Annotated in this window: 12 protein-coding genes; 7 read left to right on the forward strand and 5 right to left on the reverse strand. The window is 70.4% G+C overall.

Translation table 11 applies throughout. From position 1 onward, the window contains the following. Positions 1–40: 40 nt before the first annotated feature. From E1161_RS00780 to E1161_RS00790, 3 genes are all read right to left on the reverse strand, one after another. Entirely contained in the window at positions 41–2170 is a 2130-nt protein-coding gene (locus E1161_RS00780; protein ID WP_132618437.1) for an acetate--CoA ligase family protein, read from the reverse strand. 1 nt (position 2171) lies between these two features. Beyond that, positions 2172–3398 (reverse strand): formyl-CoA transferase, encoded by a 1227-nt coding sequence (gene frc, locus E1161_RS00785; protein WP_132618439.1) that lies wholly within the window; start codon positions 3396–3398, stop codon positions 2172–2174. A 93-nt stretch (positions 3399–3491) separates the two neighbouring features. Continuing rightward, a complete protein-coding gene (locus E1161_RS00790) occupies positions 3492–5192 on the reverse strand; it encodes a thiamine pyrophosphate-binding protein (protein WP_132618441.1) in 1701 nt (566 codons plus the stop codon). A 299-nt stretch (positions 5193–5491) separates the two neighbouring features. Here E1161_RS00790 and E1161_RS00795 point away from each other — a divergent pair, with 299 nt between their 5' ends. Next, complete coding sequence (locus E1161_RS00795; protein WP_132618443.1) at positions 5492–6499, forward strand: 2-dehydropantoate 2-reductase; 1008 nt, start codon at positions 5492–5494, stop codon at positions 6497–6499. Between the two features lie 70 nt (positions 6500–6569). Next, positions 6570–7691, forward strand: coding sequence for an acyl-CoA dehydrogenase family protein (locus E1161_RS00800; protein WP_132618445.1), 1122 nt, complete (start codon positions 6570–6572; stop codon positions 7689–7691). A 249-nt stretch (positions 7692–7940) separates the two neighbouring features. On the opposite strand, the gene E1161_RS00805 is transcribed toward E1161_RS00800, so the two are convergent. Continuing rightward, positions 7941–8627 carry a GntR family transcriptional regulator gene (locus tag E1161_RS00805; protein WP_132618447.1) on the reverse strand — a complete coding sequence of 229 codons (687 nt, stop codon included), beginning with the start codon at positions 8625–8627 and terminating at the stop codon, positions 7941–7943. 257 nt (positions 8628–8884) lie between these two features. Between E1161_RS00805 and E1161_RS00810 the strand changes: the two genes are divergently transcribed. Then, positions 8885–9667 (forward strand): hypothetical protein, encoded by a 783-nt coding sequence (locus E1161_RS00810; protein WP_132618449.1) that lies wholly within the window; start codon positions 8885–8887, stop codon positions 9665–9667. A 60-nt stretch (positions 9668–9727) separates the two neighbouring features. Next, positions 9728–11071, forward strand: coding sequence for an amidase (locus tag E1161_RS00815; protein ID WP_235874686.1), 1344 nt, complete (start codon positions 9728–9730; stop codon positions 11069–11071). On the opposite strand, the gene E1161_RS00820 is transcribed toward E1161_RS00815, so the two are convergent. Continuing rightward, complete coding sequence (locus E1161_RS00820) at positions 11061–12128, reverse strand: tartrate dehydrogenase (protein ID WP_132618453.1); 1068 nt, start codon at positions 12126–12128, stop codon at positions 11061–11063. The genes E1161_RS00815 and E1161_RS00820 overlap by 11 nt on opposite strands. Before the next feature lie 88 nt (positions 12129–12216). Between E1161_RS00820 and E1161_RS00825 the strand changes: the two genes are divergently transcribed. The 3 genes from E1161_RS00825 (at position 12217) to E1161_RS00835 (ending at position 14873) form a co-directional block, all read left to right on the forward strand. Then, positions 12217–13245: a PHP domain-containing protein gene (locus E1161_RS00825; RefSeq protein WP_408011920.1), complete on the forward strand. Its 1029-nt coding sequence runs from the start codon at positions 12217–12219 to the stop codon at positions 13243–13245. A gap of 118 nt (positions 13246–13363) precedes the next feature. After that, positions 13364–14359 (forward strand): hypothetical protein, encoded by a 996-nt coding sequence (locus E1161_RS00830; RefSeq protein WP_132618457.1) that lies wholly within the window; start codon positions 13364–13366, stop codon positions 14357–14359. Between the two features lie 28 nt (positions 14360–14387). Continuing rightward, a complete protein-coding gene (locus E1161_RS00835; protein WP_207920029.1) occupies positions 14388–14873 on the forward strand; it encodes a MarR family winged helix-turn-helix transcriptional regulator in 486 nt (161 codons plus the stop codon). Positions 14874–14879 lie beyond the last annotated feature (6 nt).

Here is a 14879-nt window from a genome sequence, read left to right on the forward strand (position 1 = left end):
AGGAGAAGGCGGCGCCGCCGCGTGCCTGACGGGCGGCCGATCAGCCGAGCAGTCCGGCGGACCTGGCCCACCGGTACTTCGCGCCCAGCACCGCCACCGGCTTCTCGGTGGTGTAGGGGAAGGCGACGATGCCGTGGTCGAACAGGTAGTCCGCCGCCTTCTCCACCTCGGTGTCGCCCGCCAGCGACACCACGATCGGCTTGTCGATCCCTTCCGCGCGTGCCTCCTCGGCCACGCGGGAAGCCAGTTCGGCGAACACCATCGGAGGGGTGACGATGGTGTGCCAGTAACCCAGGACCAGCGAGTGGATCCGCGGATCCCGCAACCCGAGCCGGATGGTGGCCTCGTAGGTGCTCGGGGGCTCGCCCCCGGTGATGTCGACCGGGTTGCCCGCCGCGCCGAACGGCGGGATGTAGCGCCGGAACTCCGCGTCGAGGTCCGGCGGGATGTCCATCAGGTCGAGACCGTTGGCCACGCAGGCGTCCGACAGCAGCACGCCGGACCCGCCGGCGCCGGTGATGATCACGACGTTCTCGCCCTGGGGCGTGGGCAGCACCGGAAGGCCGCGCGCGTACTCCAGCATCTCGTTGAGCCCGGGAGCCCGCACCACGCCCGAGTGGCGCAGGATGTCGTCGTAGACCTTGTCGTTGCCCGCCAGCGCTCCGGTGTGCGAACTGGCCGCTCGCGCGCCCATGTCGGTGCGGCCCGCCTTGAGCACCACCACGGGCTTCTTCTTCGTGATGCTCTTGGCGGCCCGCACGAACGCCCGCCCGTCCTTGAGGTCTTCCAGGTGCATGGCCACGACGTTGGTGTTGTCGTCGTGCTCAAAGAACGTCAGCAGGTCGTCCTCGTCCACGTCGGACTTGTTCCCCAGCCCCACGATCGCCGACACGCCCATCTTCGTGGTGCGCGAGAAGCCCAGGATGGCCATGCCGATGCCGCCGCTCTGCGAGGTCAGCGCCACCCCGCCGCGCACGTCGTAGGGGGTGCAGAACGTCGCGCACAGGTTCTGCGGGGTGTAGTAGTAGCCGTAGATGTTGGGGCCGAGCAGCCGGATCCCGTGCTTGCGGGCGACCGCGACGACCTCCTCCTGCAACTCGTGGTTGCCGGTCTCGGCGAATCCTGAGGGGATCAGCACGGCCGCCGCGACGCCCTTCGCGCCGCACTCCTCCAGTGCGGAGGCCACGAACTTCGCGGGCACCGTGAACACCGCGACGTCCACCTCGCCCGGCACGTCGGTGATGCTCCTGTGCGCCTTGCGTCCCATGATCTCGTCGGCCTTGGGGTTGATCGGGTGGATCTCTCCCGCGTACCCGCCGTTGATCAGGTTCTTCATCACCGAGTTGCCGATCTTGCCGTCTTCGTTGGAGGCTCCGATCACCGCGATGCTGCTCGGCGTCATCAGCCGCCGCATCGACTCCAGGATCTCCTCCTGCGAGCGCTGCGGCGTCACCACCGGCTCCTCGGTCTGCAGCACGATCCGCACGTCGGCCGCCGTGGCGCCCAAGGGCGTCGCGAAGACCGGGTTGAGGTCCAGCTCGGCGATCTCCGGGAAGTCGCTGACCAGCTCGGAGACCCTGCGCAGCACGTCCGAGAGCGCTTCGGTGTCAACCGGTTCCGCACCGCGCGCACCGCGCAGCACCTCGGCCGCGGCGATGTCGTCGAGCATCGCCCTGGCCTCTCCGGCGCTCAGCGGAGCCAGCCGGAACGTGACGTCCTTGAGCACCTCCACCAGCACACCGCCGAGGCCGAAGGCGACGACCTTGCCGAAGGTGGGGTCGGTGGTGGCTCCGACGATCACCTCCTGGCCGCTGATCATCTGCTGCACCTGCACCCCGGCGATCGCCGGGTTCTCGGTGTGGGCGTGGGCGTTGGCCAGGACCTGCCGGTAGCCGGCCCGCACGTCGTCCTCGCCCCTGACGTCGACGAGCACGCAGCCGGCATCGGTCTTGTGCAGAATGTCCGGCGAGACGATCTTCAGCGCCACCGGGCCGCCGAACTCGGCCGCCAGCGCGACCGCCTCGTCGGCGTTGGTGGCCAGGCCCTCACCGGCGGTGGGGATGCCGTAGGCGTCGCACAGCTGCTTGGCTTCGGGCGCGGTCAGCGCAGCCCGGCCCTCGGACCGCACCGCGTCGAGCACCTCCCGCACGCGGGCACCGTCGTATGCCACTTCAGATCACTCCGTTCGCCTTGAGCTCGGCCAGTTCGGACTCGTCGATGCCCAGCCGGTCCCGGAAGACCTCGGCGGTGTGCTCGCCCAGCAGGGGGGAGCGCTGGACGTCGACGGGGGAGTCGGAGAGCTTGATGGGGCAGCCGACCGTCTTGAACTCGCCTCGCTCGGGGTGATCGACGCTGACGATCATGTCGTTGTCGGCCAGCGAGGAGTCCTCGATGATCTCCTTGGTCGACAGGATCGGACCGCACGGCACGTTGTGCTCGTTGAGCGCGGCCAGCACGGTCCACTTGTCGTGACCGAGCGTCCACTCCTCGATCATGCTGAACATCTTGTCCAGCTTGGACAGACGGGCTTCCGGCGTGGCCCAGTCGGGGTCGTCGATCAGCTCGGGCCTGCCGATCAGTTTCGCGATCGGTGCCCAGCCCTGCGGCTGGACGATGACGTAGATGTAGTCGTTGTCGCCGCCCGGCTTGCAGCGCACCGCCCAGCCCGGCTGACCACCGCCGGAGGCGTTGCCCGAACGCGGGACCTCATCGCCGAAATCGGCGTTGGGGTACTCGCGCAGCGGGCCGTGCGCCAGGCGTTGCTGGTCGCGCAGCTTCACCCGGCACAGGTTCAGCACCGCGTGCTGCATCGCCACCGACACGCGCTGGCCGGCTCCGGTGCGCTCGCGTTGCAGCAGCGCGGCGAGGATCCCGGCCACGGTGTGGATCCCGGTTCCGGAGTCGCCGATCTGGGCACCGGTGGCCATCGGCGGGCCGTCCTCGAAACCGGTGGTGGACATCGAACCACCCATGGCCTGGGCGACCACCTCGTAGGCCTTGAAGTGCGTGTAGGGCCCGTCGCCGAACCCCTTGATGGAGGCGTAGATCAGCTTCGGGTTGATCTCGCGCAGCTTCTCCCAGGTGAAGCCCATGCGGTCCACGGTTCCGGGACCGAAGTTCTCCACCAGCACGTCGGACTCGGCGACGAGCTTGGTGAAGATCTCCTTGCCCGCTTCGGATTTCATGTTCAGCGTGATGCTGCGCTTGTTGCAGTTGAGCATCGTGAAGTAGAGGCTGTCGGCGTCGGCGACGTCGCGCAGCTGCTTGCGGGTGATGTCGCCGGTGGGTGCCTCCAGCTTGACCACGTCGGCCCCGAGCCAGGCCAGGATCTGCGTCGCTGACGGTCCGGACTGGACGTGCGTCATGTCCAGGACGCGCACGCCTTCCAATGCACTCATGACTGGCACCTCTTTGCTCCTGAAGCGGCCAAGCCGCTCGGTGGACTCTCGCTACTGGCACCTCAAGGCGGAAAGGACTCCGGGAACGGGGTCTCACTTGTACATGGTCTGGTTCATCGTTCCCGGGGCGTAGACCTCGGGATCGACCCAGACGTTGATCAACGACGGCTTGCCGGACTCGCGCGCCCGTTGCAGCGCGGGTGCGATGTCGGCGGGGTCGCGGACCTCTTCGCCGTAGCCGCCGAGCATCTGCGCGAACTTGCTGTAGGGGATGTCGCCGAGGGTGTTGCCGACCCGGCCGCGGTCCTCGCCGTACTTGGCGATCTGGCCGTAGCGGATCTGGTTCATCGAGGAGTTGTTGCCGACGATGCCCACGAACGGCAGGTCGAAGCGCACCATCGTCTCGAAGTCCCAGCCGGTGAGGCTGAACGCGCCGTCGCCGAACAGGCACACCACTTCCTTGTCGGGGCAGGCCTTCTTCGCGGCCATGGCGAACGGCACGCCGACGCCGAGGGTTCCCAGCGGTCCGGGGTCCATCCAGTGGCCGGGGGCCTTGGGCTGGATGACCTGGCCGGAGAAGGTGACGATGTCGCCGCCGTCGCCGATGTAGATCGAGTCCTCGGTGAGGAACTCGTTGATCTCGTGCACCAGCCTGTAGGGGTCGATGGGGGAGGAATCGGAGTGCTGGCGCGGGAGGCGCTTGGTCAGCGCGGCGTTCTCGACCTCGCGCAGTTCCTGCACCCAGCTCCTGCGGCCGCCTGCCCCGTTGTCGGTGCGTCCGGACGCGGCCTGCGACAGGGCGGTGAGCACCGCGTCGGCGTCGCCGACGATGCCCAGGTCGACGTCGCGGTTGCGGCCGACCGTGCGGTAGTCCAGGTCGATCTGCACGACCGTGGCATCCGGGGAGAGGCGCTTGCCGTAGCCCATCCGGAAGTCGAACGGCGTGCCCAGGATGATGATCAGGTCGGAGTTCTGGAACGCGTGGCGCCGCGCGAGCTGGAAGTGCAGCGGGTCTCCGGGCGGGAGCGTGCCGCGCCCGGCGCCGTTGCAGAACGCGGGGAGGTTGAGCTCGCGGACGAGCTTCACCGCCGATTCGGTGGCCCGGCAGGTCCAGGTCTGGCTTCCCAGCAGGATGCAGGGCTTCTCGGCCTTGACCAGCAGATCGGCCAGCTTCTGCACCGCGTCGGGATCACCGGCGGAGCGGGTGGTGGCCCGGTACCCGCCCGCCTGCGGGATGCGGGCTCTGTCCACCGGGACCTTGGCGTCGAGCACGTCGCGCGGGATCTCCAGGAACGACGGGCCGGGGGAGCCGTGGAAGCACTCGCGGAAGGCCATCGAGACCATGTCGGCGGCGCGTTCGGTGTGCGGCACGGTGGCGGCGAACTTGGTGATCGGGTTCATCATGTCCACGTGCGGCAAGTCCTGCAACGAGCCCATCTTGTGCTGTGACAGCGCGCCTTGGCCGCCGATGAGCAGCATCGGGCTCTCCGCTCGGAAGGCGTTGGCCACGCCGGTGACCGCGTCGGTGGTGCCGGGGCCTGCGGTGACCACCGCGCACCCGGGCTTGCCGGTGATGCGGGAGTAGCCGTCGGCGGCGTGGGCGGCGACCTGCTCGTGGCGCACGTCGATGACGTCGATGCCTTCGTCGACGCAGCCGTCGTAGATGTCGATGATGTGGCCACCGCAGAGGGTGAAGATCGTGTCCACGCCTTCGGCTTTGAGCGCCTTGGCGACGAGGTGACCGCCGGAGATCTGATCGGGTTCGCCTGCGTTGTCGGGTGCCGTCTGGGCCATCAGCGCTCATCCCCTTGTGTGAACACGCGTCTGCGGTCGTCTCCATACTGCATACCGTATGAGGTCCTTATCAGGCATACCGCAGCGAAGCGCGGGTGTCCATAGGTCGCCGCGGAAATCGTCGCCGGCCGAAATGCGTCCACAGTAGACACATCGAGTGCGGATCAGCTGGTCAGCGGGTCGATCCCGGCGCACTTCCGAAGGCTCGGAGAGCAAGAATCTTGCTCGATGGTTCACATACTGTATACTGAATGCACCGACACCTGCGCCTGGCCGCAAGACCAGAGCGGAGATCGATTGTGAGAGTCGCTGTTGTTGGCGCCGGTGCCATCGGCGCGTACGTGGGCGCCTGCCTGCATCGGGCGGGAGCGGACGTGAGCCTGCTGGCTCGTGGGGACAACCTGGCCGCGCTGCGCGCCAACGGCGTGCGGGTGCTCAGCCCTCGCGGGGACTTCCAGGTCTCGCCCCACGTCACCGACGATCCGGCCGAGATCGGCGCGGTCGACCACGTCGTCCTCGGCCTGAAGGCGTATTCCTACGCCACCTGCGGACCACTGGTCCACCCCCTGCTCAAGGAGGACACCACGATCATCGCCGCGCAGAACGGGATTCCGTGGTGGTACTTCCACGGACTGCGCGGCCCCTTCGAAGGCCACCGCATCGACACCGTCGATCCCGGTGGCGCAGTCAGCCGGGTCCTGCCGCCACGCCGCGCCATCGGCTGCGTGGTCTACGCCGCCACCGAACTCGACGCCCCCGGAGTGGTGCGGCACCGGGAAGGAACCCGCTTCTCCGTCGGCGAACCCGACGGCAGCGATTCCGGGCGCTGCCGCGAGTTCAGCGACGCCATGATCGCCGGCGGGCTGAAGTGCCCGGTGGAGGACGACATCCGCCGCGACATCTGGATCAAGCTGATGGGCAACGTCGCCTTCAACCCGATCAGCGCGCTCACCGGAGCCACCCTCGCCGGGATGTGCCGTCACCCGGGCGTGCGGGAGCTCGTGGCCGCGATGATGCGCGAATCGTTGGAGATCGCCGCCGCGCTCGGCTGCTCTCCCGACATCGCCATCGACCGGCGTCTGGCCGGCGCCGAGCGCACCGGTGACCACAAGACCTCGACCCTGCAAGACCTGGAGAGGGGGAAACCCCTGGAACTGGAGGCGATGCTCACCGCGGTCGTCGAACTGGCCGACCTGGTGGGCGCCGAAGCCCCCACGTTGCGCACCGTCAACGCACTCGGCGACCTGCTCGGCCAGCGGCTCGCGCCCGGCGAACCCGCGACGGCCCGGCACATCCCACGGGAGTGAGCATGTTCGACCGCAGCAGCACCCGGGCCTGCCGCGCGCAAATCGCGGCGGGCCCGGCCAGGGGCCAACGATGATGGCCCGCAACCACCGCGACGCCCTCGACCGCGTCCTGCGCACGACCATCGAGCGGCGCGCCCGCGAGACCGACGGTGCAGGGCGCTTCCCGCGCGAGAACATCGACGCGCTCGGTCAGGCCGGTCTGCTCGGCCTGACCCTGCCGACCGGGCACGGCGGCTACGGTCTCGGCCTCGGCGAGGCGGTCGAGGTCACCGGCCTGGTCGCCCGCGTCTGCGGATCCACCGCTGCGGTGCTGGCCGCCCACTACGCGGCCACGGCGGTGCTGGTCCGCCACGCCGATCCGGCACTCCTGCGCGCGATCGCCGCCGGCAGGCACCTCAGCAGCCTGGCGCTGGCCGAGACCGGGAACCCGGGACTGGTCCCGGCAGGACGCGTCGAATCGCGCGGGGGAGTGGTCGCCCTGTCGGCCCGCAAGAACTGGGTCGTCTCGGCCGGTGAAGCCGACAGCTACGTCTGGACCGGCCCGCGCGCCGGGCAGCGCGGCGGCCTGTCGCTGTGGCTGGTCCCGGCTGAAGCTCCCGGCCTGTGCGTACCCGCATCAGCCGACGCGGTGGGGTTGCGCGGGAGCGCCACCGCGAGCATCACCGCGGACCCGGTCCTGGTGCCCTCCTCCGCCGAGATCGGTGGCGAGGGAGGCGCCGTGCAGGAGTTGCTGGAAGTGATCCTGCCCTGGTCGTGCGCCCTGCAGGCCGCGCTCGCGCTGGGCCTGATGGAAGCGGTGCTCGCTCGCGGCGTCGAATGCGTGACCGGCCCGCAGCCGTCCTGGTCCCGCTGGCAGGACCCGCCCGCCGAGCAACCCGAGGTCAGGGCCGACCTGGCCCGCATGCGAACGCGGGTGGACACCGCCGAGCTGGTGCTCGCCGACGCCGTCCAGCACGACTGGCGCCCCGACGGTCTGCAACGACTGCTGCAAGCCCGCGCGATCAGCGGCGAGAACGCCGTCCAGGTCGCCGAACTCGGCATCAAGGTGTGCGGCCAGCACGCGTTCCGCCAGGACTACGGCGTGGAACGCCGCTTCAGGGACGCCCACACCGCGGCCCACGGCCAGCTCGCGGCGGATCGAGCCTTGGACCTCCTGGGCAGAATCGCCTGCGGGAACGCGCTCTTGGCGTAGGAGGCGGCTGTGGAGAGGAAAGAACGGCCGCTCCCCACAAGCGGCCGCTCTCCGGTCCCCCTCCTGAACGGTGACGCCGGTGCCGGCGCGATGAATCCCCCATCACTCACCGAACCGGCGCCCGGCCACCCGAGCGACCGCCGATCCAACACCGGACGCCCATGTGCCCCAGGCAGGCACCACGAATGGTGCACGATTCAGCTTTCTTGGTGCTTTCACAACGGAGAAACCGGAGCGTGTGGAGTTGATCTAGTCCTCGGTGCTGTGATCGAGGTAGCTCTTGCGGGTGTGTTCGGTGTGCTCGCGCATGAGGCTGGACGCGGTGTCGCCGTCCTTCTTGGCGATGGCGTCGATGAGCGCGGAGTGCTCGTCCCAGGCCTGCTTGCCGCGGCTCTTGGCGACCGGCGTGTGGTACCAGCGGACTCGGCGGTTGATCTGCGCGGCGAGTTCGTTGAGGACCTTGTTGCCGGACATCTCGGTGATCTTGGCGTGCAGCTCGGCGTTGGCGGCCACGACCGCTTCGACGTCGTCGGCCTTGAGCGCGGCGAGACCGGACTTGTAGATCTGCTTGAGCTCGACGACGCCGTCCTTGGTGGAGTTCAGCGCCGCCAGTCGGGCGGATTCGGCCTCCAGCAGGGTGCGCACGCCGAGGAGCTGATCGGCCTCTTCGGGGGTGGGGCTGTGGACGAAGGCGCCGTACCCCGGGCGCAGATCGACCCACTCGTCCTTCTGGAGCCACTGGAGGGCTTCGCGAACGGGTTGGCGGGAGACGCCGAGCGCTTCGGCCAGTTCCTTCTCGACCAGGTGCTGACCGGGTTCGAGCTCGCCGGTGATGATCAGTTCGAGGATGGCCTCGTAGACCGTCTCGCGCAACGGGACCGGGCGCGCCACCTGGCGGGCGGCGATGCCTTCGGACAGCTTCGAGGTCAGCGACATGCGGTCAGCTCCGGTTGCTCGTACCGACGGTGGCCACGGGCTCAGCCCGTGGTTTTAGCATACAGTATCCCGGTCTGTGGGCGCGGAGCCGCGAGCGGTGAACTGGTTCGTCCAGTGTGGAGCGGCCGCTGGGCCGAACGGATGGATAACCGGAGTGGTCCTGGACACCACCCTCCGGCCGGACTACAACCACCGGTGCCAGGCCCCAGAGCCGAGGTCCGCGGGGAACGATCCGCTCCCCACTGCCGGAGGCGCCGATGAGCGTGCCCGCGTTGCTCCTGCTCGCATCGGTCACCGTGCTGCTCGCAGCATTGGCCACCGACCTGCTCATCTGCGCCCGAGGCCGGGCCCCCACGCGGCACGACCTCCCCGTAATCGGAGCGGGAACAGCCGCCGCGCTGCTCGTCGCGGCCGGTCTGGGCATCGGTTCACCGGTGGTGGCCGGGGAGTTCCTGGCGGCTTGGGGTTCGGCTCTCGCGGTCACCGTGGACCTGGTCGTCGTCCTCGTGGTGCTGACCCACCAGGTTTCCGCGGCGAAGAGGCTGGTGGTGCTCGCCGTCGGCGCCTCGGCTCTGACGCGGATCGTGCTGGCCGCCACCGGGGTCGTCGGGGTCGCGTGGATTTCGGCGCTGTTCGGACTGCTGGTGCTGCTCGCCGCGTGGTGGTTGTTCCGGGGTGGCGAGTCCGGCTTGCCGCAGGCCGGGGCGCTGAGCCTCGGCGCGGTTCCGGCGGCGGTGGCGCTCGGCGTCTTCGCGGTCTCGACGACCGGCGGCGGATCGGTGGTGGTGCTGTGCGCGAACCTGCTCGCGCTGCTCGGTGCGGTCAGACTGGTGCGGCTGACCGCCCGGCTGTGCGCGCGGGCGCCCGACGCGTCCGTCGGGTTCTCGGCGCTGCTGGTGTTCCTCGGCGTCAAATCGCTGCTCTCCGGGCTGTCCGGGCACGGACCCGCGCACGACGCCGGGGTGACGGTGCTGTCGCTGGGAATGGCACTGCTGGTGGCGGTGCTGATGGTGATCACCGCGGTGCGCGCCGAGCGTTGACGGACCGTCGTTCGCGAGCCGAAGATGAGCCCTTCGCTGATCAGCCGGGCGGGAGGCGCCTTGAGCACCGGAACGCAGCACACGACGGGTTTCTTCCACGGCCGCACCATCGATGAGCTCGGCGAGCAGCTGCGCCGCGAGGAGCTGCGCGCCGTCGACCTCGCCACGGCCGCGCTCGGCGCGGTCGACGCGCTCGACGGCGAGCTCAACGCCGTGGTCACGCTCGACCGCGAAGGCGCGCTGCGCGCGGCGGAGGAGGCCGACGCCGAGCTGTCCGGCGGTCTCGACCGGGGCCCGCTGCACGGCATCCCGGTGGCGGTCAAGGACATCATCGACGTGGCGGGGTTGCGCACCACCATGGGTTCGGCCCACTTCGCCGACCACGTGTCCACATCGGACGCCGAGTGCGTGCGCCGGTTGCGGGTAGCCGGTGCGGTGATCATCGGCAAGACCACCACGCACGAGTTCGCCTTCGGCCCCACCGGGGACCGCGCCTACAACGGACCTTCGCGCAACCCGCACGACCCCGGGCGGATGACCGGCGGTTCGAGCGGCGGCAGCGGCGCGGCGGTCGCGGCCGGGATGGTGCCGCTGGCGCTGGGCACCGACACCGGCGGCTCGGTGCGCATCCCGGCATCGCTGTGCGGGGTCGCTGGTTTCAAACCCGCCCACGGCGCGGTTCCCACCGACGGCGTGTTCCCGCTGTCGCGTTCGCTCGACCACGTCGGCGTGCTCGCCGGAAGCACCGCCGACTGCCGACTGGCCTACCGGGTGTTGGCGGGACTGCGGCCGATGCCCAGCCGCGAGCACGGCTCCGAGGTGTCGCTCGGCTGGATCCCGCCGGACCTGCTGCACCCCACCGACCCCCGGATCACCGGCGTCGCGCGGGCGGCGCTGGACGTCGGCGGGATCGACGTGCGCGAGGTCCGGCCGAGCGGGCGGGAGGGGATGCTGCGGGCCTTCGGCGCGATCCAGTTCAGCGAGGCCCACGCGGTGCACGCCGAGCGCATCGCCGACGCGCCGCAGCTGTTCACCGACGACGTCCTGACGATCCTGCGGCTGGCCGGTGAGACCGCGGGCTGGCAGTACGTGCGGGCGCTCGGCGAACGCGCCGACTGGCGCGCCGAGGTCGCCGAGCTGCTCGGCGAGGTCGAGCTGCTGGCCATGCCCACCACCTGCGTCACCGCACCCGAGATCGACCAGCGCGAGATCGAGGTCAACGGCACCCCGACCTCGGTGCGCGGCTCGCTGATCGGCCTCACCCGGCCCTGGAACCTCGCCGGAGCCCCGGCGATCTCGGTGCCCGCCGGAACGGTGGACGGGCTCCCGGTCGGCCTGCAGCTGGTCGGCCGACCGGGACAGGAGGACCGGCTGTTCGCCGTGGCCGCCCGCGTCAGCCGTTGATCGCCTCGGCGATCGCCTTGCCGAGGTCCTCGGTCGTGGCGGTGCCGCCCAGGTCCGGGGTGCGCGGGGCGGTGGGGTCGCCGAGCACTTGCTCGATCCCGGCCACCACGTCCGCGCCCGCCTCGGTGAGGCCCAGGTGGTCGAGCATCATGCCGACCGACCAGATCTGGCCGATCGGGTTGGCGATGCCCTTGCCCGCGATGTCCGGCGCCGAGCCGTGCACCGGCTCGAACGTCGACGGGTAGCGGCCCTCCGGGTTGATGTTGCCCGAGGGAGCGACGCCGATCGTGCCGGTCACGCCCGGACCGAGGTCGGAGAGGATGTCACCGAAGAGGTTGCTCGCCACCACCACGTCGAAGCGCTCCGGGGTCATCACGAACCGCGCGCACAGGATGTCGATGTGGTCCTGGTCCACGCGGACCTCCGGGTATTCCTGGGAGATCTCGGCGAACCGCTCGTCCCAGAACGGCATCGAGTAGTAGATCCCGTTGGACTTCGTCGCCGAGGTCACGTGCGGTTTGCCGAGCTCGCGGGCCAGGTCGAACGCGTAGCGCATGATCCGATCGGTGCCGAAGCGGGTGAACGACGCGGTCTGCAGCACCGTCTCGCGGTCGGTTCCCTCGTTCTGGCGGCCGCCGAGCTTCGAGTACTCGCCCTCGGTGTTCTCCCGCACCACCCAGAAGTCGATGTCGCCCGGCTGCTTGTCGCGCACCGGAGGCGTCACCCCGGGCAGCAGGCGCACCGGACGCAGGTTGACGTACTGGTCGAACACCCGGCGGATCGGGATCAGCAGCCCCCAGAGCGAGATGTGGTCCGGAACGCCGGGGTAGCCGACCGCGCCCAGCAGGATCGAGTGGTGGTCGCGCAGCCGGTCGAGGCCGTCCTCGGGCATCATCCGGCCGGTCTTGCGGTAGGTCTCGCAGCTCCAGTCGAAGTGGCGGTGGTCGAACCGCACGCCGTACTTCGCGCCGATCACCTCCAGCACGCGCAGCGCTTCGGGCATGACCTCGTTGCCGATGCCGTCGCCGGCCAACACCGCGATCTCGTACTGCTGCATGGGCACATCCCGTCGCAAGGTCGAGTGGACACGTTCGTGTTCATCTAACGCGTGGGGGGCCTCCGCGGGGAAGGGTCGTGCGGCAACGGTGGCGGACGACGGCGTCACCGGCTACCAAGGACGGGTGACCGACGACGGCGCGGTCTCGGCCCTGCGCGAGATCGCCTTCTGGCTGGAACGGCAGAACGCACCCACCTATCGGGTCCGGGCGTTCCGCCGGGCCGCCGCGATCGTGTCCGAGCTCTCCGACCTGGACCGGCGGGTCGGAACCGGCGCGCTCACCGACCTGGAGGGCATCGGTCGCACCACGGCCGCGGTCATCACCCAGGCCCACAGCGGTGAAACACCCGACTACCTGGCGAAGCTGCGCGACGAGGCCGAGGTTCCCGAGCACGGCGAGACCCTGCGGGCCGCGCTGCGCGGCGACTGCCACACCCACTCCGACTGGTCCGACGGCGGGAGCCCGATCGTCGAGATGGCCGCCACCGCGCGAGAACTGGGGCACGAATGGATGGCGCTGACCGACCACTCGCCTCGGCTCACGGTCGCGCGGGGTCTGTCGGCTGACCGGCTGCGCGAGCAGCTCGGCGTGGTCGGCGAGCTCAACCGGAGGATGGCGCCGTTCCGGATACTCACCGGCATCGAGGTCGACATCCTCGGTGACGGCAGCCTCGACCAGGACGAGGACCTGCTCGCCGAGCTCGACGTCGTGGTGGCCAGCGTGCACTCGGACCTGCGGATGGCCTCGGGGCCGATGACCCGCCGCATGGTCGCCGCCGCGCGCAACCCGCACGTCGACGTGCTCGGGCACTGCACGGGTCGGCTCATCGGCGTCCGCAAGCGAGCGCAGTCGACCTTCGACGCGCGAGAGGTGTTCACCGCCTGCCGCGACCACGAGGTCGCCGTGGAGATCAACTCCCGGCCCGACCGGCTCGACCCGCCCCGCGAGCTGCTGAACCTCGCCCGCGACCTCGGCTGCCAGTTCAGCGTCGACTCCGACGCCCACGCCCCAGGCCAACTCGACTGGCTGTTCCACGGCTGCGCCCGGGCCGAGGAGTGCGGCATCGGTCCCGACCGCGTCATCAACACCCGCTCGGCAGCGGATATCGCCGCCTGAAAGCCCTCTTGCGGGCTCCTCGGGCGGGCTGTCACCGTACGCGTGAGCCGCCGTTGCGACGAAGCAGCAGGCCCATGCCCGGTTTTCGGGGCGACGGCACGTCGAGAGCGAGGCGCTCATGCCGGCCACCGAACCAGCGAACCCCACCCGGCCAGACCCCAGCGGGCCGCAGAACCTCGAACGCTTCCGCGCGGACGTCGCGCGCATCATCGACGACTACCCGCACCAGCCGGTGTTCCCGCTGTACGTGGCGCTGCGCGACCTGCGCGACCGGGCGATGAAGGTGCTGGAACGGCGGGTGCCCGCCGAGCACGCCCGCGACTGGTTCCACACCACCGGACTGGTGTGCGCGGCGATGGCCAACGCCTCCTTCGACCTCGGGCACTCCGCGGCGGCCGAAGCTCAGGCGCGCACCGCCTTCCAGTGCGCCGAGCAGGCCGGCAGCAATGCGCTGCGCTGCTGGCTCCGGGGCACGCAGAGCCTGGTCGCCTACTGGGACGACCGGTGCCGCGACTCGGTCGAACTCGCCCAGGACGGGCTGCGCCACCAGCCCGAAGCCGGTACCGCCATGGTGCGGCTGGCGGCCGTGGAGGCCCGCGCGCAGGCGCGGCTGGGCGATGCCCACGCCGCCGAACGCGCCCTGACCCGCGCCGAGGAAGCCCGCGATCAGGTCGCCGAGGCCGACGACCCGGCCGGGTTGATGGAGTTCCCGGTCGCCAAGCAGTACGGCTACGCCTCCTCGACCGCCCTGTGGCTCGGTGGCCAGGTGGGGCTCGCGCGCGCCGAGCGGGACGCGATCACCGCCATCGCCGGTTACGCGCAGGAACCCGCCGCGCGGCAGCGCATCGGCGAGCTGTGCCTGGCGCGGCTGGACCTGGCCGCCGCTCGGTTGCGGGGCGGGGAGCTCGACGGCGCCGCTGAGCAGGTCGACCTGGTGCTGGCGGCGGCTGCCACGCGGCGGACCGAGGCCCTGCTGCGGCGGCTGCGCCGGCTCGGCAAGGCCCTGGAGCGCACCCCGCTGCAGGCGGCCCCTGCGGCGGTGGAACTGCGCGAGAAGATCGGCTCGTTCTGCGCGGCCCGCGGGGTGTCGCCACCGATCGGGCAACCTCGTTGAAGCTTGAAATGCTGTTAGGCTCTGGAGCGTGAGTGCAACGCGCTGGTTGAGCGACCGCGAGCAGCGCGCTTGGCGGAAGCTGGCCGCCCTGATGGCGGTGGTGCCGGCCTCTCTGGACGCGCAGCTGCAGCGCGACGCCGGGCTGACGATGTTCGGCTACTGGGTGCTGGCGATGCTGTCGGAGGCGCCCGGGCACCAGCTGCGGATGAGCCACCTCGCGCAGCAGTCGAACGCCTCGGCCTCGCGCGTCTCGCACGTGGTGTCGCGGCTGGAGAAGCAGGGCTACGTCTCCCGCCGCAAGGCCGAGGACGACGCGCGCGGCAGCATCGCCGAGCTCACCGACGTCGGGATGGACAAGGTCGTCGCGTCCGCCCCCGGCCACGTCGAGCAGGTCCGATCGCTGATCATGGACGGCCTCGACGAGGACCACGTCCAACTCCTCGACGAGCTCTGCACGGCCATGCTCGCCCAGGTCGACCCGGGCGGAACCCTCTCGGTGACCCCGCCCGGCTGACCCGGT

The organism is Saccharopolyspora aridisoli (assembly GCF_004348445.1).
Lineage (GTDB): Bacteria > Actinomycetota > Actinomycetes > Mycobacteriales > Pseudonocardiaceae > Saccharopolyspora > Saccharopolyspora aridisoli.